The following is a 20639-nucleotide window of genomic DNA, read 5'->3' as shown; positions in this document are numbered from 1 at the left end:
CGCATATTTAGCGCAAATCCCGTATTCATCATGCCTTCTTCATGACTTGATTTAGCGGGTGAGTTCATATAAAGTGAAAGAGAAAACAATTCACCGTGATGGAGGGACAAGCAAATGACGCATGTACGCTTTGATTACTCAAGAGCGTTACCTTTTTTCAATGAACATGAACTTACATACGCACGTGATTTCGTAAAAACGGCACACCATAATATCCATGAAAAAACAGGCGCCGGAAGCGACTTTTTAGGCTGGGTGGACCTCCCTGAAAACTATGATAAAGAAGAATTCGCGCGCATTAAAAAAAGCGCTGAAAAAATCAAATCAGATTCTGACGTGCTTCTCGTCGTGGGTATCGGCGGTTCATACTTAGGCGCCCGCGCGGCGATTGAAGCGCTCAATCATTCTTTCTATAATGTTCTGCCGAAAGATAAGCGCAAAAACCCTCAAGTTATCTTTATCGGCAATAATATCAGCTCAACTTATATGAAAGATGTTATGGATCTTTTGGAAGACGCTGATTTCTCTATCAATGTCATTTCTAAGTCAGGCACGACGACGGAACCTGCAATCGCTTTCCGGATTTTCCGCAAACTTCTTGAAGAAAAATACGGAAAAGAAGAAGCGAAAGCGCGGATTTACGCGACAACAGATAAAGAACGCGGCGCTTTAAAAACGCTTTCTAATGAAGAAGGCTTCGAATCATTCGTTATTCCTGATGATGTCGGCGGACGTTTCTCCGTTCTGACTGCGGTAGGCCTTCTGCCGATTGCGGTAAGCGGGGCTGATATCGATGAAATGATGAAAGGCGCTCTTGATGCAAGCAAAGACTTTTCCAGCTCGGAATTAGAAGAGAACGCGGCTTACCAATACGCCGTCGTCCGCAACGTTCTGTATAATAAAGGCAGAACCATTGAAATGCTCATCAACTATGAGCCTGCGCTGCAATACTTTGCTGAATGGTGGAAGCAGCTCTTCGGCGAAAGTGAAGGAAAAGATGAAAAAGGCATCTATCCTTCTTCCGCTAACTTCTCAACAGACCTTCACTCTCTCGGTCAATACGTGCAGGAAGGCAGACGCGATCTGTTTGAAACCGTATTAAACGTTGAAAAACCGAAGCATGAGCTGACAATTGAAGAAGCGGAAAATGATCTCGACGGCTTAAATTACTTAGCCGGCAAAACGGTCGATTTCGTCAACAAAAAAGCGTTCGAAGGCACGATGCTTGCCCATACAGACGGAAAAGTGCCTAACTTAATTGTCAATGTTCCGGAGCTTAACGCATATACATTTGGATATCTCGTTTATTTCTTTGAAAAAGCGGTGGCGATGAGCGGTTATCTGCTCGGAGTCAACCCGTTTGATCAGCCGGGTGTTGAAGCCTATAAGGTGAATATGTTCGCGCTTCTCGGCAAACCGGGCTTTGAAGAGAAAAAAGCAGAGCTTGAAAAACGCCTTGAAAAATAAAAAGAAGGGCTGGCCCTCAGCATGACGGGTCAGCCTTTTTTAAACCGTGAAAGGTGTGATGATGAATTGATGCGGCTTTTATGTAAGCATGTCTTCATTTCCGTCTGTTCCGCCGCTATCGTCTATTCGGCACTAAAACTGTCTCCCGAATCCCTCTTGCAAACCATCCTGTTTTTCGCTTTCCCTCTCGGCTTGTTTACGGACATGGTCCGGCTGAAACTGAAGATTGGCCGGATGCATACGCTGATCACGAAGTGCTGTCTCTATGCCGCCGTTTTCTATATTTCAACGGAAGCCGCTCTCTCCGCAATTGTGACGTATGTTCTGATTGAATGCGCCGTCACCTCTTTTCAGCGTCTGTCTGCCGCTCCCGATTCTTCCCGGACGCCGTATGAAGATACCGCAGAGCGGGGACGCTAAAGACAAAAAGGAGCATATGCACATGATCAGCATACCATCTTCACTTGAAGGGCAATCGTTTTTACTCCGCGAACTGGAACAGGTGATGAAACCGATCGGTTATACCATCGGAGGCGGCTGGGAGTATGACCGCGGGTTCTTTGATTACAAAATTTCCGATCAGGACGGCTATTTATTTCTCCGTATCCCTGTTGAAGCAAATAAGGGACACCTGGATGAACGGGGGGCCGCCGTTACAATCGGCACACCCTTTTTGCTGAGGCACGTTTATCAGCAGGAAACGGATGATGCAGCAGGCGGCGGTGTTTTTGAGTCATTATTCAACCAATTCTCCGAGCCGAAACGGCGGGATGCGGCAATTGACCGCTCATATACAGATATCGGCATCTCGCTTGTGAAAGAGCTGGAAGACGTCCTGCTGCATTAAAGAGCCAAAAACAGATCAGTATCGAGCACCTGGTATGACAGGGGAGGGGTCAGCATCGGCCCCTCTTCTTTTTGTATGCCGATGATCGTGGTATTCCGTCTGAGATAATAGAGCGCGCAGTCATGATAAGATGAGCCCTTTAGTTCCTCGGGGACGGGAATGATGCGAACCTTTTTCTCCAGCGTCAGATCTGACAGCGTTTGCGGTTTGGCAAGCTGCAGCTTGACCCGGTAATGCTCAAACATCACCCGGCTCGACAGGCGTGATGTGCACAGAATCTTATTGGCTCCTGCGCGCTCGGCGTTTTTGACATACCGTTCCGTTAAAATTTCTACGATACAATAAACAGACGGATGCAGCCCTTTGATGGCGAGAAGCGTTAATACCGACAGCATATCAGCTTCGGATTCATTTTTCTGCTGGTCCGCTGTCAGAATGACGGTATCAGCTTCCGTAATATTCGCCTTATTGAGCGTGCTGTCATCAGCGGCATGTCCGCGGATGAAATGGACGTTTTCAATAAGCGGACCTTCCCTTAATGAATCATCAATCAGGACGACAGTTTTTGACGGTGCGATGTGCTGCAGCTCTTTCAGCAGCATATGCGATTTTTCGTTCCATCCGATAAGAATGACGTGCCCCTTGCCTTTAAAGGCGACCTTCCCTTCGACATAGCGGTGCTGTTTGCTGAACACGGCTGAAGAAAGCGTGGCGAAATAGGCGGTCACAAAACTCGCTCCGCTTAATACAAGCACCATGCCGGCAATCTGCCCGAGCGGCGTCTGCGGAACGTAATCGCCGTAGCCGACTGTGGCCACCGTAATGACCGCCCACCAAACCCCTTCAAACACAGACGTGAATTGCTTCGGTTCGAGCATGTAAATGAGTTGGCCGAACAATAAAATCAAGGCGATAATGATCAGCCCGATCCGAACATATAACGGCCATCTCAGCCAGGAAATAAAAATACGGTTTGATTTCATTCGTCCGGCTCTTCTTTCGACAGAGAGATGGATAAAATCTGCTTAATAATGGTGTTTAGTTTTTCGTCCAGCTGTTCCTGGCCGTATGAGTCACGCGCATGTCTGATTAAATCGGCCGTCTCATCTTCAAACTGAATGAGAGGTTCGTCGTTTTCCGATTCATTATAGAGCTGGATGAAGGCGTCAAGCCCTTCGTTCATTCTGTCTATCGCATTGCTCAGCTGTTCTTTCTCGCCATTTGTCACTTTCATGTCGATCACACCTGTATCTTTTTTTATACAGTATGTCCCAGTTCATTTGATGTCTTTCAAAAATCGCCGAAAACATATTCACCCTTATTTTTTCATATGATAAAGAAAGCGGACCGAAAAAGGGTGAGTCAAATGACAGTCATTCAAAAACTGCTGGCGGCGCTGGCCGGAGCGCAGCTGCTCGCTTCGGCGGCCGTATTGCTTATTTTCGATTTGAATGGATACAATCATATGTCCGGCGGATTTTCATGGCTTGTTTTTGCAAAAGAGACCGCAGGCACGTTTCCGTTTTACATCGGAATGGCCGGGTGTATCCTCATCATGCTCGGAGGGTTGATTCCTGTCAGAAAAAAGAAGCGGATTTCTGTACAGGAAAGCGGGCAATCATTAAAATAATATATAAGCAGATCGTACGATATAAGAGAAAAAGGAAGAGGATAATATGCTGTTTATCTTTTTAACAATTGCTGCATTGGGTTTGTCGTTTTGGGCACAATTTAAAGTGAAAAGCAATTTTCAGAAATACTCAGACGTGGAAGCCTCCAGTCAGCGGACGGGGGCGGAAACGGCAAGACGGATTCTTGATATTAACGGTTTATATGATGTGCCGGTAGAACCGGTAAGAGGCACTTTAACAGACCATTACGACCCGACGGAGCGGGTGGTGCGTTTATCTGAGCCGGTATATTACGGCCGCTCCATTTCCGCCATTTCCGTCGCTTCCCATGAAGTCGGACATGCTTTGCAGCATCAGGAATCATACGGCGCGCTTGTGCTGAGGCACAAAATTTTTCCGGTCGTCAATTTTGCCTCCGGGGTTGCCCCTCTGCTTTTCTTGGGCGGGATGCTCCTGGGCAGCTTGAACTTAATCGGACTCGGCATTATTTTGTTTTCGGCCGCTGTTTTTTTCCAGCTTGTCACACTGCCTGTCGAGTTTAATGCCAGCGCGAGGGCGAAGCGGATTATCGTGTCGGAAGGATTCATTCGCAACAGTGAAGAACACGGCGTGAATAAAGTGCTGAACGCCGCCGCGCTGACGTATGTGGCTGCGGCGCTCGTTTCATTATTCGAGCTGCTTCGTTTTGTGATGATTTTCTTAAATGGTCGTGATGAGAATTAACACGAAGGAGGTGGCCCCTTACCGTTTGCGGTAGGGGTTTTTTTGCTTATATTAAAACTGATTCTCATTATGCTGTTAATCGGATTAACGGCCATCTTTGTCGCTGCGGAATTTGCGATTGTCAAAATCCGCGGTTCAAAAATCGCGGAGCTGGTTGAAACCGGAGACAGCCGGGCGCTCGCGGCGCACAGGGTGATTTCAAATCTCGATGAATATTTATCAGCGTGCCAGCTCGGCATTACGATTACGGCGCTCGGACTCGGCTGGCTCGGTGAACCGACGATTCAGCGGCTTCTTCATCCTGTTTTCAGCCTGATCGGAATGCCGTCATCTATTACGCACGTCGTCACGTTTATTGCGGCGTTTATCGCCGTCACGTATCTGCACGTCGTCATCGGAGAGCTTGCGCCGAAAACGATATCCATTCAAAAAGCCGAAGCTGTCAGTCTGTGGACGGCGAAACCGCTCATTCTGTTTTATAAAGTGATGTATCCGTTTATTAAGCTGTTAAACGGCTCAGCCGGATTTTTGGTCAAGCTGTTCGGTTTTCATTCGGTGAAAGAACATGAGGTCGTGGTCAGTGAAGAAGAATTGCGGCTGATTTTGTCCGAAAGCTATAAAAAAGGTCAAATCAATCAATCTGAATTCCGTTACGTCAATAAAATATTTGAATTCGATAACCGGGTCGCCAGAGAAATCATGGTGCCGCGCACCGAAATCGCCGTCATCTCGCTTGAACAGTCAGTTGATGAAGCCATACATTTGATCATCAACGAACGGTATACGCGATATCCGGTTATTAAGGAAGACAAAGATCACATTCTCGGCATTATTAACAATAAGGATTTATTTAAAGCGTATTTTCTCGGCCGCTCCATTGAATTAAAAGAAATGATGCGTCCGGTCATCAGAGTCATTGAAAGCATCCCCGTTCAGGAGCTTTTGATCCGCATGCAGAAGGAGCGGATTCATATGGCGATTCTCGTTGACGAATACGGCGGCACGGCGGGACTTGTGACCGTCGAAGACATATTGGAGGAAATCGTCGGGGAAATCCGTGATGAATATGACCAGGATGAAATGCCCCACATCGTCAAAAAAGGCGAACACCATTATGTGATGGACGGCAAGGCGCTCATAGAAGAGGTGAATGATCTCCTTGATATCGCCATCGAAAATGAAGACATTGACACGATTGCCGGCTGGCTCTTAACACAAAAAATGGAGCTGAAAAATGGTGATGTGTTTCATGCCGAAGGGTGTGAATTTAAGGTGCTGGAAGCGGAAGACCATCATATCCGCTTCGTTGAGATTAAAAAAACTGATTTCTGAGCCTCCTGCTTTTGCAATGAGGCTTTTTTTATGGAAAAAATGCTTCTTCGTCCCGCTCCTTCATATGCTGTAAAGAAAGGAGTGTCGGTATGAAAACGGATTGGTGGAAAACGGCGGCCGTCTATCAAATTTATCCCCGAAGCTTTATGGATTCGAACGGGGACGGAATCGGCGATATTAACGGCATCAGAGCAAAGCTTCATTACATAAAAGAGTTGGGGGCGGATGTGATCTGGCTTTGTCCCGTTTTTGACTCGCCGGGCGCGGACAACGGCTACGATATTCGGAATTATAAACAAATTGCCGGCGAATTCGGGACGATGGAGGATTTTGACCGGCTCCTTGCGGATGTCCATGCGCTCGGCATGAAGCTGATTATAGACCTCGTCATCAACCATACAAGCGATGAGCACCCTTGGTTTATCGAATCACGCTCAGCGAAAGATTCCGAAAAACGGGACTGGTACATCTGGAGAGACGGAAAAAACGGCAAAGAGCCGAATAATTGGGAAAGCATTTTCGGCGGATCGGCGTGGGAATATGATCAAGAGACCGGCCAGTATTACCTGCACCTGTTTGACAAAAAACAGCCTGATTTAAATTGGGAAAACGAAGCGATGAGGCAGTCCGTTTATGAGATGGTTCGCTGGTGGCTTGATAAAGGCATAGACGGCTTCCGGGTGGATGCCATTTCTCACATTAAGAAAAAAGAAGGACTCCCTGACATGCCGAACCCGGACGGTCTCCCGTACGTCCCGTCTTTCCCGTATCATATGAATGGGGAAGGCATAATGGATCACTTAAAAGAGCTGAAGCGGGAAACATTTTCGCGCTATCCGATCATGACGGTCGGCGAGGCGAACGGAGTGGCGGCTTGGGAGGCGGCTGATTGGGCCGGTGAAGAAAACGGCGTCTTTCAAATGATTTTTCAATTTGAACATCTCGGCCTCTGGGATACGGAAGATGATCAAAGCATTTCCATTCCGGCGCTTAAGCGCGTCTTGTCCGGCTGGCAGTACAGCCTTGAAGGAAAGGGCTGGAATGCGTTATTTATGGAAAATCACGACCAGCCCCGATCCGTTTCGGTATGGGGTGACGAACGGTTTTTGACAGAAAGCGCCAAGGCACTCGCCGTGATGTATATGCTGATGAAAGGCACGCCGTTTATTTACCAGGGACAGGAGCTCGGCATGACCAATGTTTCGTTCCCATCCATTGAAGATTATGATGACGCCGCAATTAAATATCTGTATGAAAAAGAGACGTCCCGCGGCGTTCCGCATGAACAAGTGATGAAGATCATCTGGAAGAAGGGCCGGGATAATTCACGGACACCGATGCAATGGAGCGGTGAGGCGAACGGCGGGTTTTCTGATGCTTCTCCGTGGCTCGGAGTGAATTCGAATCACACATGGCTGAACGCTGCATCACAATTGCAGGATGAAACATCCGTATACCATTTCTACAAACGGCTGCTCGCCCTCAGAAAAGAACACGGCGTATTGATCAGCGGCACATATGAATTGCTGCTTCCGAATGACCGGCAGATTTATGCCTATCTAAGAAAAAACGGAACAAAATCCGCCCTGATCATCACAAATCTGTCCCGAACCCCCGCTTTATACAGGCATCCCGGTTATCCGCTTGACTCCGATTCTCTCGTGCTTGCAAACGCGGAAACAGAAGCGCACCGCCATGTGACATCCTTCCTCTTAAAGCCTTATGAGGCCCGCGTATATATATGGTGAAAAACTTCAGTCCCGAGGCTGAAGTTTTTTGTGATCTGCGTTTATCATCGCGATCCGACAGGAAAAGACAAATACAGAAACGAATATGGGAAAGGAAGAGAAAAAGAAAGGAGGCATTCATATGCTGAAAAAATTGCAGATTCAAACAAACAAAAGGGATGAAATGATCGACATCACACATGAAGCCGAATTGTTTCTCCGCGAAACAGGCGTAAAAAACGGTTTGGCGCTCATATACTGTCCCCATACCACCGCCGGCATTACCATCAATGAAAAAGCCGACCCGGATGTGAAGAGGGATATGCTCAGAAGGTTTGATGAAATATATCCGTGGGAGCACGAACTGGACCGGCATATGGAGGGAAATACGGCGGCACATATGAAAGCGAGTACAACCGGCGCCTCTCAGCATGTCATCATAGAAGACGGGCGCCTGATACTCGGAACATGGCAGGGCGTTTATTTTTGCGAATTTGACGGTCCGCGAAACAGAACATGTTATATCAAAATACTGGCTGAAACGGAGGAAAACAAATGAGTGAGTGGATGAGTCCGTTATCATTAACAAAGCCCGTCATTCAGGCCCCGATGGCCGGCGGGCTGGTCACGCCGCGTCTGGCTTCGGCGGTATCAAATGAAGGGGCGCTCGGAAGCCTCGCTTCAGGATACGTCAGCCCGCAAGCGCTTGAAAAACAGCTTATCGAGATGAAAGAGCTGACGGACCGCTCCTTTCAAGTAAATCTTTTCGTCCCGGAAGAAAGACAGATGCCTGAGGCGGAACTTGTTGAAAAATGGAAAGCCCGCATTCCGAGGGCAAAAGACGCCAAGCCGTTCTCTGATCTGAAAGAAGAATGGAATGATTTCGAGGAAAAAGCGGAGCTTCTGATCCGTTACGGAGTCAAAGCGTGTTCATTCACCTTCGGCCTGCCGCCGGAAAAAACGGCGGAAAAGCTGAAGGAAAGCGGTTGTTTCCTTTTCGGCACGGCGACAACGCCGGAGGAAGCGAAGGCTTTTGAAGAACGGGGAATGGACGCCGTTATCCTTCAGGGAATAGAAGCCGGCGGGCATCGCGGGTCGTTTCTGCCGGTTAAAGGAGAACCGGCTCTCGGCCTTATGGCGCTGATTCCGCAGGCTAAAGACACGCTGAATATCCCGGTGATTGCGGCAGGCGGCATTTTTGACCGCCGCGGGGTGCAGGCGGCCCGATGTTTGGGTGCGGACGGCGTTCAAGTAGGAACACCGTTTCTCCTTTGTGAAGAAAGCAGCGCCTCACCGGCATATCAAAAAGCCATTGCCGAATCAAAAGGAGCCGATACGCGGCTGACCACCCTGTTTTCAGGAAAACAGGCGCGGGGAATCGTGAATCAGTTCATGAAAACATATGAAGCTGACGAGGGAAAAACGCTGCCTTATCCGCTGCATAATACGCTGACAAAGCCGATGCGCGGGCACGCGGCTCAATCAGGAGACGCGGAGCATATGTCTTTATGGGCCGGCCAGTCCGCCGCGAAACTTGAGGGGCCGACAGACGTGAAAACCGTTTTGGACAGATTGTGCGAATCATAATCCAGAAATCGTGAGGTGATGGATGATGAAGATTCTTCAAATGTCCTATAAAAAAAGAGGGACTATTGAGTTTGTCTTTGAAGATTTTCCGCATTCCAAAGTCACCATGGCGCCGATTAAAGGGTATTACTTTGTCCGCGCCATTAAATGGAGCAGACGGGACAGAGCCGTCACCCGCCATGATTTAGAGAAGTTTGAATGGGCTGCAAACCAAGCGCTCGGCACGACGGCTTTTTACCGGAAAAGAAAAGCATTTCACATCCCATCGTCACAATGACAGACGATGGGATTGTTTTAATGCATGATCTGATAAAGCGCGGGTGCATCAAGCCTTGTTGCCTGGTTAAGCAGATAAGCCGGCTGCACGGCATTTTTTTTTCTTAAAGAATTCAATCTCTGGATGATTTGTTCAGCGGTCAGAATCCCGAGACCGTGGGCGAAATATTGATCATTCCCCATCACAATGACATTTTCTCCCCGCCACTGAGCCTTTGCAGGGTTAAAATCAGGATTTTTAAAATATAAACAGTCTCCCCGTAAAAAGTGGCTGCCGGTTTCCGTGTAGATCGGCAGATGCTCATAGTGCCAGTCATACAAAGTGATATCCCGGAAGCGCCGGTTAAACCGTTCTTCACCGATTGTCTTTAAGACGGCCAGATAATAAATCACAACAATGGCGGTAGCGCATTCAAATGCGTAAAACGCCCCGTTTTCAATAATATCCCGAATCGCTTTTGAAGCGGGAATCCTGTACTTCAGCTCCAGGGCTCCTTCCGGCGTCAGTCTCCAATAAGCCGTATTTCCGTATGTTTTGGCGAAAGTTGCAAATTTCACACCTGATCCGTGCAGTTCTCTTGCGGCTTCCACAATATGGCGGCGCAGCCGCACCTCGAACATCAGTTCAGCAATCGACCCGTAATCGAATTGTACGGGAGAATTGAGCAGTTCATTTATATACGGAACAAGGCTTTCTTCCGTCTGCCAGTTCGCGATGTCCTGAGGCCGAAGCACTTGGCCGGATATGATAATCATCTGCGCGCCCCCTATCTTTTTTTATAAGGTATGCAGGAAGCTTGGGCAATGAAAATCAAGTGATAAAAAAGGAGGAAATGTTAACAAAATGTGAAGACTGAGCCGATATATAAGGTATCACACTTGAGGGAGCAGCTTAATATGAAAAAATTCATTAATTGGTGCACAAAGGCATCGATTTCACGGAAATTAATCATTTCATTTATCGTGATCTTAATCATACCGATTCTCGTGTTAGAATTCAGTTCATACCATACGGCGAGCAATTCGCTGGATGATCAGATTTCAGGCAACGCGAAAAATAACATCGAATCTTTTAACACAACGATTACAAATGATATCGGCGCAAAAGCAAAGGCGATTGAATTTTTCAGTGAAACGTTAAAAGGATCATCCTTCTCAAAGAAAAACATGTCTGCTCTTGAAGAAAAGTTCGGGCAATACACGTCTATTCATAAGGACGTAGCCCGCATTTACGGAGGTACGGAAGACGGCAGCTACGCACAGGCGCCGAAAGAAAATACTCCGGCTGATTACGATCCGAGAACACGCACTTGGTATAAAGACGCTGTGAAGGCCGGCGGCACGCTCGTTGTCACCGACCCTTACACCGCGGCAAGCGACGGCAGCATGGTCATTACCGTGGCAAAGCAGATGCAGGACGGAACAGGCGTAGTGGCCATGGATATTACGATTGACCAGCTGCTGAAGCAGATGCAGGGAATCAAAATCGGGCAAAAAGGATTCGTGTTTATCACGTCCAAAAATAAAACCTATGTCGCGCATAAAGACCACAAACCGGGCGATAAAGTTTCAACCCCGTGGCTGAATGAGGTATACAGCAAAGACAGCGGCATTATTTCATACAAGCTCGATGATCAAAATAAAAAAATGGCATTTACGACAAATAAACTGACCGGGTGGAAAATAGAGGGGAGCATGGAGCTCAACGAAATTAAAGACGCCTCACAACCGGTGCTGACGATGGGGATGATTGTCCTTGCAGCATCCATTATCATCGGGGGAATTTTAATTCTGTTGATTGTCAGATCCATTACGTCACCGCTGAAACGGCTTGTCCGCTCTTCTAAACAAATCAGCGGCGGAGACTTGACTGAAACCATTGATATCCGCTCGAAAGATGAATTGGGCGAACTCGGCGCGAGCTTTAATGAAATGGGAGAATCTCTGCGCGGACTGATCAGCGCGATCCAAAACTCTGTCGATAACGTGGCCGCGTCATCGGAAGAGCTGACCGCTTCAGCTTCTCAGACAAGCAAAGCGACGGAACATATTACAATGGCGATTGAGCAGTTTTCAAACGGGAACGAAGAGCAAAGCGAAAAAGTCGATTCAAGCTCAGCCAAGCTGAATCATATAAATGACGGACTCGCCGCCGTTTCCCGCACATCATCATCCATTACGGAGGCATCTAAACAATCGAAGGAAGCTGCCGGCACCGGGGAAGAATATGTGCAGCAAACCGTCGGGCAGATGAATCTCATCAATCAATCGGTCCAGCAGGCGGAAGCGGTTGTAAAAGGCCTTGAGGCCAAATCAAAAGACATTACTCATATTTTAAGAGTCATCAACGGTATTGCCGATCAGACAAACCTGCTTGCATTAAATGCAGCCATTGAAGCGGCAAGAGCCGGTGAATACGGGCGGGGCTTCTCAGTAGTAGCCGAAGAAGTGAGAAAGCTTGCCGTCCAATCCGCCGGTTCTGCCAAAGAGATTGAAAAACTCATTCAGGAAATCACGGCTGAAATTAATACTTCGCTTCACATGTTTACATCCGTTAATGAAGAAGTGCAATCAGGACTTGCCGTAACGGATCGCACGAAAGAAAGCTTCCAGAATATCTTCGGCATGACGAACGACATCGCCGAAAAACTGCAATCAATGAACGGCACGGTTGAACAGCTGTCAGACAGCTCTCAGCACGTTTCAGCCGCAGTGACCGATATTGCGGACGTATCACGGGAAAGCGCAGCAAGCATTCAGGATATTGCCGCATCCGCAGAAGAACAGCTTGCATCAATGGAAGAAATCAGCACATCCGCCGATACTTTGGCGCAAATGGCCGAAGAACTGCGGGAATTAACGAAACAATTTAAAATCAACTAGTAAAAAAGGACGCTTTCCAGGTGGAAGGCGTCCTTTTTTATAGTGACAGCCGGATAATTAAATAAAAAGTCTTGCATACAAAGGGAGTACATAGAACTATTTTTCATTTATGACTTAATTTTCAATGTAATAAAAAGGGAGTCGGCCGATATAAACAGTAAATGATTGAAAGAGGTTTACAAAATTGAAAAAAACAGCAAAAAAAATCGCCAGAAAATCAATAGCCAAAAAACTTATCATTTCATTTTTACTGATCTTAATTATTCCGGTAGCAGTATTGGCCGCCGGCGCCTACCGTTCGGCGGCTTCATCCGTTGAAAAGCAAATGATGGAAAGCGCCGAAGGAAATGTGCAAATCTTAAACAATATGATTGATGACCGGATCGGAATGTTTACAAAAAGCTCTGCATATTTCAGCGAATGGGCGACAAGCGCTAAATTTAAAGAAAAAAACCAAACGGAAATGCAAGAAAGGTTCAAACAGTTTATTGAAAGCAATGATAAAGCGTCCGCCATATTTTCAAGCAGCAAGGAAGGAACGTTTACCCGTTATCCGCATGCCGATATGCCGGCCGATTTCAATCCGCTTGAAAGAAGCTGGTATCAGGAAGCCATGGAGAATAAAGGCCAAACCATCATCACGGACCCTTATGAGTCCATCTCAAACAAAAAGATGGTCGTCACCATGGCCCGCGCGGCGCAAGACGGATCAGGCGTCGTCGCCATTGATATAAAAATCGACGATCTCATCACGATGACAAAAGAAGTGAACATCGGAAAAGAAGGATACGCCTTTATCCTCAGCAAAAATAAAAAAGCCGTTGCCTACAGTGATGAAAAAGCCGGCGCGGCGGTATCGGGAAAATGGGTTGATACATTATACAGCGGGCAAAAAGGCGACTATGAATATACGCTGAACGGGAAAGCGAAAAAAATGGCGTACGTGACCAATGAAGCGACGGGCTGGAAGATCAGCGGAACCATGTCCGTGGATGAAATCAAGGATGCGGCAAGACCGGTTCTGACTCTGGCCGTTATCATATTGGCGATAGCCGTTGCCGCAGGGATGATTTTCATTTATTTTGTCATCCGCTCAATTACCAAACCGTTAAAACGTCTCGTAGCTTCAGCGGAAAAAATCAGCAGCGGAGATCTGACTGAAACCATTGATGTCAGCTCTCAAGATGAGCTCGGCGTGCTCGGTAAAAGTTTTAATCATATGACAGATTCACTCCGTTCGCTTATTCAGGGAATTCAGGACTCTGTTGAACATGTCGCTTCTTCCTCAGAGGAGCTGACGGCTTCGGCTGAGCAGACGAGCAAAGCAACGGAACATATCACCCTTGCGATTGAACAGTTTTCTAATGGAACGGAAGACCAAAGTGAGAGTATTGATAAAGCGACAGCACAAGTGAATGAGATGAAAGACGGGCTCAGCGATCTGGCGGAAGCGGCAGCCGTTGTGACGGAAACTTCAATTGAATCGGCGGAGATATCCGGCGCCGGTGAGCGGCTTGTCAAGAAAACAGCCGGCCAGATGGGCGCCATTGACCAATCCGTAAGTAAAGCGGAGCAAGTCGTACAAGGGCTTGAACTCAAATCGCAGGACATCACCAGCATTTTGCGCGTCATTAACGGCATTGCCGATCAAACGAATCTCCTTGCTTTAAATGCAGCCATTGAAGCGGCAAGAGCGGGAGAATACGGACGCGGTTTTTCAGTTGTTGCCGAAGAAGTGAGAAAGCTTGCCGTCCAATCCGCCGATTCAGCGAAAGAAATCGAATCCTTAATTCATGAAATCGTCAAAGAAATTCATACTTCGCTCGGAATGCTGGAATCCGTCAATCACGAGGTGAAAAGCGGACTTCAGTTAACGGACGAAACGGAAAAAAGCTTCCGGGACATTTCCGCCAAAACAAATCAGATTGCCGGTGAACTGCAAAATATGAATGCAACCGTGGAACAGCTTTCTGCCGGATCTCAGGAAGTATCAAACGCTTCAGAGGATATCGCGGCAGTCTCCAGACAAAGCGCGGCCGGCATTCAGGACATCGCGGCTTCAGCTGAAGAGCAGCTTGCGTCCATGGAGGAGATCAGTTCCTCAGCCGTCACGCTGGAAAAAATGGCGGAAGAATTACGCGAACTGACAAGGCGTTTTAAGATAAACTCTTAATTAAGTCTAAAAGACTAATTTTATAGTAGGTAAAAAGTATGTTTCGTTATATTTCTTCTTTTTGGATGTGTATATTTACCCATAATTGCCGATATGAAGGGTAAACACGCAAGAGGAGATATAGCAGATGAAAAAAATTGTGCAAATCATCAAGCAGAGATCGCTTACAAGAAAACTGCTCATTTCTTTTTTGGCCATTCTCATTCTTCCTATTTCAACGCTGGCTTTTATCGCCTATCAATCGGCGGTAAGCACGCTTGACAGGCAGATGATGGGAAGCGCACTAGATAATGTGCAGCAGATTAACGATATGATCAACACAAGCATCAGCCAAAAGGAAGACGGAACGGCATATTTCAGCGACTGGCTCACAAAGGATCGGTACAAGCCGAAAAACCAATCGCAAATTACCGATAAATTCACAGAGTACATGAAGATTAATAAAGACGTGGAATCCATCTATACGAGTGACACGGAAGGACATTTCACACGGTATCCGGATCTGCAGATGCCTAAAGGATATAATCCGCTTGAAAGAGACTGGTATAAAAAGGCCGTGGAAAATAAGGGGAAAGTTGTTGTAACAGATCCTTACCGCACGGCTTCCACCAATACGATGGTCGTGACGGTCGTTCAGCAGACGAAAGACGGCTCAGGGGTCGTCGCCATCAATATGAAAATCGATGAGCTTCTGAAAACGACAAAGAAAGTGAACATCGGAAAATCAGGCTACGCTTTTATCCTGACGAAAGACAAAAAAGTGGTCGCCCACCCGAACCGTGCGTCAGGCACAGTATTAAACGGGGAGTGGGCTGAACAGCTGTTCACCAGCAAAAAAGGTGATTTTCAATACAAATACGACGGCCAGGAAAAGAAAATGGCTTATGATACGAACGGGCTGACAGGCTGGAAGATTACCGGAACGATGTATCTGGACGAAATTCATGAAGCGGCCCTGCCGATCCTTCATCTGTCCCTGCTCGTTCTCGTATTAGCGATTGTCATCGGAACCATCGTCATGGTGCTGATTATCCGTTCAATCACAAAACCGCTCAAGCAGCTTGTGACATCATCGAAACAGATCAGTGAAGGCGACTTAACAGAAACGATCGAAATTCAGTCAAAAGATGAATTAGGCGAGCTGGGCAAAAGCTTTAACAATATGGCCGCTTCACTCAGGTCTCTCATCCATGCCATTCAGGATTCCGTGAATAACGTCGCATCTTCCTCAGAAGAGCTGACGGCTTCAGCGGAGCAGACAAGCAAGGCAACGGAACATATCACACTGGCGATCGAACAATTTTCTAACGGAAATGAAAGCCAAAGTGAAAATATCGAAAGCGCGGCGGAACATATTTATCAAATGAACAGCGGGCTTAAAGATATGGCGAAAGCATCTGCCGTCATTACCGAATCCTCCGCCACATCAGCGGAAGTCGCCAATTCAGGCGGAAAGCTCGTCCACCAGACGGTCGGCCAAATGAACGTCATTGACCGGTCAGTGAAAGAAGCTGAACAAGTGGTGCGCGGACTTGAAACAAAATCAAAAGACATTACAAACATTCTCGGTGTCATTAACGGAATCGCTGATCAGACAAACCTTCTTGCGCTGAACGCGGCAATTGAAGCCGCGCGTGCGGGTGAATACGGCCGGGGCTTCTCAGTCGTCGCCGAAGAGGTCAGAAAACTTGCGGTCCAGTCTGCCGATTCAGCGAAAGAAATCGAAAGCTTAATTATAGAAATCGTCAACGAAATCAATACATCTCTCGGCATGTTCCAATCCGTCAACAAAGAGGTGGAGAGCGGACTGGATATTACGAATCAGACCGAAACGAGCTTCAAACGGATTTCTGAAATGACGAACCAGATCGCCGGAGAAATTCAGAATATGAATGCGACGGTAGAACAGCTGACAGCAGGATCACAGCAGATTTCAGGAGCTTCTGAGCAAATCGCGTCCATCGCAAAAGAAAGCTCCGCCAGCATTCAGGATATCGCGGCCTCTGCCGAAGAACAGCTGGCTTCAATGGAAGAAATCAGTTCGTCTTCGGAAACGTTATCCCAAATGGCGGAAGAATTACGTGATATGACGAAACGATTTAAAATAGATTAATAGATCATAGAACACCCAAATGTGCTGTTTGGGTGTTTTTTTTAGTTTTTTTAATAAATCTTTTGTCCTATCTGACGATATTAGATTTAGCTTTTCAAAGAAGGAGACTGAAAAAATGAAACAACTGATACATTGGATCAAACAGCCATCCATCAGCAAGCCGCTGATCGCGGCATTTTTAGCCGTATTGGTGCTTCCGGTCGGCATACTCGCCTACTTCAGCTACCAAACGGCGGGGAGTACATTAGAAAGCGAACTGACCCACAGCGCCCAGGGAAATGTCAGTGAACTGAACAGCGTGCTGGAAAACATGCTTGAGGGTAAGCTGAAAGCGATTGACTACTACAGCGAATCAATCACAAAGGAAAAACTGAACACGAAAAATAAATCGGTACTGCTCGACAATATGAAGCAGTATGTCACCGTAAATGGCGATGTCGCGTCAATTTACGCCGCGTCTCGCGACAAAGCGTTCGTGAAATATCCGTCCGCTGACATGCCGTCCGATTATAATCCGCTCACGCGCGAGTGGTATACAAAGGCGGTTGAAAAAAGCGGACAGCCGGTGTTTACCGAGCCTTATAAAGACGCTGCAACCGGACAGACGGTCGTTACGATTGCCCAGCAGACAAAAGACGGATCAGGCGTTGTGGCGCTTGATATTAATCTGGGCGACCTGCTGAACGCTTCCGAACGCGTCCAGATCGGTCATAAAGGATTTGCCTTCATTACAACGGGGGATAAAAAATACATCGCCCATCCGACTATAAAAGCGGGAACGGAAGGCTCCGGAGAGTGGACGAAAGAAGTATTTTCCAAATCAAGCGGATCGTTTGAATACATGTTTGAAGGACAGCAGAAGAAAATGGCCTTCACGACAAACAAACTGACGGGCTGGAAAATCGCCGGCACATTTTTTGTCAGTGAGATCCATGACGCAGCCTCGCCTGTCATGAAAATGGCGCTGATCATCCTGGCGGTTTCTCTTATCGTCGGCGGTATTTTAATCTTCTTTATCATTCGCTCGATTGCAAAACCGCTCAAAAAACTTGTCTCGACATCAGCTAAAATCAGTGACGGCGATTTAACGGAAGTCATTGACATCAAGTCAAAAAATGAATTCGGGCAGCTCAGCCAAAGCTTCAATGAGATGTCGGCATCACTCCGGTCTGTCATCGGCGTCATCCAATCATCCGTCGAACATGTCGCTTCTTCATCCGAAGAGCTGACGGCATCCGCCGGACAGACAAGCAAGGCGACAGAGCATATTACTCTGGCGATTGAACAATTCTCAAACGGAAACGAATCACAAAGCGAGAAATTGGAAGAAAGTGCCGATCACCTTTCCCAAATGAATGCCGGCATTGCCGAGACGGCGAATGTATCGGCGGAAATCACTGAATCCGCCATCCAAACCTCTGAAACGGCCGGAAGCGGAGAAGAATTAGTGGCGAAAACGGTCGGCCAGATGAAAACAATTGATCGTTCCGTACAGCAGGCGGAAGCCGTCGTAAAAGGGCTGGAAACGAAGTCGCACGACATTAAGAGCATTCTGAACGTTATTAACGGCATTGCCGATCAAACAAATCTGCTTGCCTTAAACGCGGCCATTGAAGCGGCAAGAGCAGGCGAATACGGGCGGGGCTTCTCCGTCGTTGCGGAAGAAGTGAGGAAGCTTGCCGTACAATCAGCCGGCTCCGCAAAGGAAATCGAAACGCTGATTCAGGAAATCGTCAAAGAAATCGCCACATCGCTTTCCGTATTCCAAGCGGTGAATCAAGATGTGAAGGAAGGCCTCGATATTACGGATCAAACGGCCGAAAGCTTCAAAAAAATCTCAGAAATGACGACTCAGATTTCAGGCGCCTTGCAGCATATGAACGGAACGCTTGAGCAGCTTGCAGCCGGGTCGCAAAATGTGACAAACGCAGTGGAGGACATTACCTCAGTCGCCAAAGAAGGGTCCGCCGGCATTCAAGACATCGCCGCCTCAGCTGAAGAGCAGCTGGCCTCCATGGAAGAAATCAGTTCATCCGCCGAAACGCTTGCGCATATGGCTGAAGAACTGCAGCAGGTCACACGGAAATTTACGATTCAGTCTGAAGACGAAGAACAGCTGTAACGAGCTGTTTCTTTTCCTCATCTGAAAAAAGCGATACACTAATATAAAAGAAGGGAGTGGCAGTGATGAGATTAGAAGGCAAAAAAGTTATAGCGCTTGTCAGTGATGATTTTGAAGACTTAGAGCTTTGGTATCCCGTCTATCGGCTGAGAGAGGAAGGCGCGATCGTTCATTTAATAGGAGAAGAAGCGGGCCGTTCATACAAAGGAAAATACGGCGTGCCCGCGACGGCGGATTACGATTTTAAGAGCCTGATTATTCAGGAGTATGATGCCGTGCTCGTGCCTGGCGGCTGGGCTCCTGACAAACTGCGAAGATATCCCGAAGTTTTGGACATCATCCGTACGATGAACGAGCAGAAAAAGCCGATCGGCCAGATCTGCCATGCGGGCTGGGTGCTTATATCTGCCGGAATTCTCGCAGGAAAAAAAGTAACGAGCACGCCCGGCATCAAAGACGACATGACAAATGCAGGGGCACAGTGGCTGGATGAAGCTGTCGTAACTGACGGCCACATTGTATCAAGCCGCCGCCCGCCCGACCTTCCGCAGTATGCAAAAGCGTTTGCTGACCTGTTAGCGTCCAAATAAAAAACATCCGCCCGAATCCGGGCGGATGTTTTTAGTTTTGATCGGCGGGAAAGACGATTCCGATTTGTTTTCTCGCTTCTTCCATAATGCTTGCCGTAATGAAAGAGCGTTCAAATGTATTTTCGGAAGACTCCCGCTGTCCGTTTCGAAGAAGATTGATGAATTCAGCCGTTTCGTAGTACATCGACGGTTTCAGATCAGGGACTGAAATGTCTTCCGTCCGTCCGTCACGATAGCGGATTTCCGCCCGTTCCGGTCCGTGAATGCTGTCCAGAACGATCGTGCCGTCTTCCCCCTGAATTTCCGCCGGGGCAAACGAATTTGAGATTTTCGAATGCATCAGCACCGCTTCAAATCCGTCGTATGACAGAATGACCGTGCCTTCGCCGTCAACGCCGGATGCTAGTTTATGACCGGTCGCAATGACGTTTTTCGGTTTGCCGAACAGGACGACGGCCGGATAAATGCAGTACACGCCGATGTCCATTAACGAACCGTTCGATAATTCAGGCTTAAACGCGTTAAGCACCGTACCGTTTTTATATGCATCATATCGTGATGAATATTGGCAGTAGCTTGCCGTGAATCTCCTGACGGGTCCGATTTTATGTAAGTGGTTTTGAAGCATGCTGAAGTTCGGCAGGAACGTCGTTTTCATGGCTTCCATCAAGAGAACGCCGTTCGTTTTGGCTGCGTGAATCATTTCATCCGTTTCCCTTGCGTTAGACGCAAACGGTTTTTCGCATAGTACATGCTTGCCGTGTTCCATAAAAAGGACCGCCTGCTCTTTGTGAAATGCATTCGGGCTGGCGAGATACACCGCGTCATAGGCTTTGCTTTCCGCCATTTCTTTCAGGCTGGTGAAATAATGAGCAGCGCCGTGTTTGCCGGCGAATTCCGCCGCACGTTCCTCAGTTCTGGAATAAACCGCCGTTAATTGAAAATCATCAATAGCAGAAGCCGCCTCCAGAAATCGTTCTGTAATCCAATTCGTTCCGACTGTTGCAAATCGAATCATTGCTATCGCTCCTTCTATGTATTGGCTTACATTATAGCTTTTTTTCAAAGAAACATAAATGGAAAAAAGGCTGCCAGCTAAACGGATAGGAAAAATTCCCATAGAGACCGGTTATTATTTTTCATTACAGGAACGATAGTGTACAATTTA

General features: G+C 47.4%; 19 protein-coding genes and 3 pseudogenes. 18 read left to right on the top strand and 4 right to left on the bottom strand.

The window, feature by feature from the left end; all coding sequences use genetic code 11:
* The first annotated feature begins 114 nt into the window (after nt 1-114).
* From HAP68_RS14485 to HAP68_RS14475, 3 genes are read left to right on the top strand one after another with little or no spacing between them, the layout of a single operon-like run.
* Entirely contained in the window at nt 115-1467 is a 1353-nt protein-coding gene (locus HAP68_RS14485; RefSeq protein WP_024085732.1) for a glucose-6-phosphate isomerase, read from the top strand.
* A 21-nt stretch (nt 1468-1488) separates the two neighbouring features.
* The gene (locus HAP68_RS14480) at nt 1489-1887 is read left to right on the top strand and encodes a hypothetical protein (RefSeq protein ID WP_015387795.1); all 399 of its coding nucleotides are present in this window, start codon (nt 1489-1491) and stop codon (nt 1885-1887) included.
* 22 nt (nt 1888-1909) lie between these two features.
* Nucleotides 1910-2314, top strand: coding sequence for a YugN-like family protein (locus HAP68_RS14475; RefSeq protein ID WP_003152121.1), 405 nt, complete (start codon nt 1910-1912; stop codon nt 2312-2314).
* Here HAP68_RS14475 and HAP68_RS14470 read toward each other — a convergent pair.
* Nucleotides 2311-3297: a potassium channel family protein gene (locus HAP68_RS14470; protein WP_024085731.1), complete on the bottom strand. Its 987-nt coding sequence runs from the start codon at nt 3295-3297 to the stop codon at nt 2311-2313. The genes HAP68_RS14475 and HAP68_RS14470 overlap by 4 nt on opposite strands.
* Complete coding sequence (locus HAP68_RS14465; RefSeq protein ID WP_003152123.1) at nt 3294-3548, bottom strand: protein mistic; 255 nt, start codon at nt 3546-3548, stop codon at nt 3294-3296. The genes HAP68_RS14470 and HAP68_RS14465 overlap by 4 nt, the downstream gene beginning before the upstream one ends.
* Nucleotides 3549-3680: 132 nt before the next feature.
* On the opposite strand from HAP68_RS14465, the gene HAP68_RS14460 reads away from it, so the two are divergent.
* The 7 genes from HAP68_RS14460 (at nt 3681) to HAP68_RS14430 (ending at nt 9591) form a co-directional block, all read left to right on the top strand.
* Nucleotides 3681-3944 (top strand): YuzI family membrane protein, encoded by a 264-nt coding sequence (locus tag HAP68_RS14460; RefSeq protein WP_014305698.1) that lies wholly within the window; start codon nt 3681-3683, stop codon nt 3942-3944.
* A gap of 46 nt (nt 3945-3990) precedes the next feature.
* Nucleotides 3991-4668, top strand: a complete 678-nt coding sequence (locus HAP68_RS14455) for a zinc metallopeptidase (RefSeq protein WP_003152125.1) — start codon at nt 3991-3993, stop codon at nt 4666-4668.
* 42 nt (nt 4669-4710) lie between these two features.
* Nucleotides 4711-6000: a hemolysin family protein gene (locus HAP68_RS14450; RefSeq protein WP_014305697.1), complete on the top strand. Its 1290-nt coding sequence runs from the start codon at nt 4711-4713 to the stop codon at nt 5998-6000.
* Between the two features lie 89 nt (nt 6001-6089).
* Nucleotides 6090-7748 carry a glycoside hydrolase family 13 protein gene (locus tag HAP68_RS14445; protein WP_024085730.1) on the top strand — a complete coding sequence of 553 codons (1659 nt, stop codon included), beginning with the start codon at nt 6090-6092 and terminating at the stop codon, nt 7746-7748.
* Nucleotides 7749-7869: 121 nt separating this feature from the next.
* Nucleotides 7870-8286, top strand: coding sequence for a secondary thiamine-phosphate synthase enzyme YjbQ (locus tag HAP68_RS14440; RefSeq protein ID WP_024085729.1), 417 nt, complete (start codon nt 7870-7872; stop codon nt 8284-8286).
* Nucleotides 8283-9314: an NAD(P)H-dependent flavin oxidoreductase gene (locus tag HAP68_RS14435; protein ID WP_024085728.1), complete on the top strand. Its 1032-nt coding sequence runs from the start codon at nt 8283-8285 to the stop codon at nt 9312-9314. The genes HAP68_RS14440 and HAP68_RS14435 overlap by 4 nt, the downstream gene beginning before the upstream one ends.
* Before the next feature lie 25 nt (nt 9315-9339).
* Complete coding sequence (locus HAP68_RS14430) at nt 9340-9591, top strand: hypothetical protein (protein WP_014305693.1); 252 nt, start codon at nt 9340-9342, stop codon at nt 9589-9591.
* Between the two features lie 17 nt (nt 9592-9608).
* Here HAP68_RS14430 and HAP68_RS14425 read toward each other — a convergent pair whose 3' ends face one another.
* A complete protein-coding gene (locus HAP68_RS14425) occupies nt 9609-10346 on the bottom strand; it encodes a protein-glutamine gamma-glutamyltransferase (protein WP_003152133.1) in 738 nt (245 codons plus the stop codon).
* 141 nt (nt 10347-10487) lie between these two features.
* On the opposite strand from HAP68_RS14425, the gene HAP68_RS14420 reads away from it, so the two are divergent.
* The 8 genes and pseudogenes from HAP68_RS14420 to HAP68_RS14400 all read left to right on the top strand — a co-directional run bounded on the left by HAP68_RS14420 (nt 10488) and on the right by HAP68_RS14400 (nt 19471).
* Nucleotides 10488-12473: a methyl-accepting chemotaxis protein gene (locus HAP68_RS14420; RefSeq protein ID WP_003152135.1), complete on the top strand. Its 1986-nt coding sequence runs from the start codon at nt 10488-10490 to the stop codon at nt 12471-12473.
* Nucleotides 12474-12657: 184 nt separating this feature from the next.
* Nucleotides 12658-13698, top strand: a pseudogene (locus tag HAP68_RS19855) (cache domain-containing protein); the annotation flags it as partial.
* The gene (locus HAP68_RS19850; protein WP_371861498.1) at nt 13693-14646 is read left to right on the top strand and encodes a methyl-accepting chemotaxis protein; all 954 of its coding nucleotides are present in this window, start codon (nt 13693-13695) and stop codon (nt 14644-14646) included. The pseudogene HAP68_RS19855 and the gene HAP68_RS19850, both read left to right, overlap by 6 nt.
* A 127-nt stretch (nt 14647-14773) precedes the next feature.
* Nucleotides 14774-15814: pseudogene (locus HAP68_RS19845) on the top strand (cache domain-containing protein); the annotation flags it as partial.
* A complete protein-coding gene (locus tag HAP68_RS19840) occupies nt 15809-16759 on the top strand; it encodes a methyl-accepting chemotaxis protein (protein WP_409363010.1) in 951 nt (316 codons plus the stop codon). The pseudogene HAP68_RS19845 and the gene HAP68_RS19840, both read left to right, overlap by 6 nt.
* Before the next feature lie 19 nt (nt 16760-16778).
* Nucleotides 16779-17915, top strand: a pseudogene (locus HAP68_RS19835) (HAMP domain-containing protein); the annotation flags it as partial.
* Complete coding sequence (locus tag HAP68_RS19830; RefSeq protein WP_369719118.1) at nt 17910-18881, top strand: methyl-accepting chemotaxis protein; 972 nt, start codon at nt 17910-17912, stop codon at nt 18879-18881. The pseudogene HAP68_RS19835 and the gene HAP68_RS19830, both read left to right, overlap by 6 nt.
* Before the next feature lie 65 nt (nt 18882-18946).
* Nucleotides 18947-19471 carry a type 1 glutamine amidotransferase domain-containing protein gene (locus HAP68_RS14400; protein ID WP_003152143.1) on the top strand — a complete coding sequence of 175 codons (525 nt, stop codon included), beginning with the start codon at nt 18947-18949 and terminating at the stop codon, nt 19469-19471.
* Nucleotides 19472-19502: 31 nt separating this feature from the next.
* Here HAP68_RS14400 and HAP68_RS14395 read toward each other — a convergent pair whose 3' ends face one another.
* On the bottom strand, nt 19503-20489 hold the full coding sequence (locus HAP68_RS14395; RefSeq protein ID WP_015240454.1) for a Gfo/Idh/MocA family protein: 987 nt from the start codon (nt 20487-20489) through the stop codon (nt 19503-19505).
* Nucleotides 20490-20639 lie beyond the last annotated feature (150 nt).

The organism is Bacillus sp. Bvel1 (genome assembly GCF_014872755.1).
Classification (GTDB): domain Bacteria; phylum Bacillota; class Bacilli; order Bacillales; family Bacillaceae; genus Bacillus; species Bacillus velezensis.
This window is presented reverse-complemented; position numbering and strand designations above follow the sequence as displayed.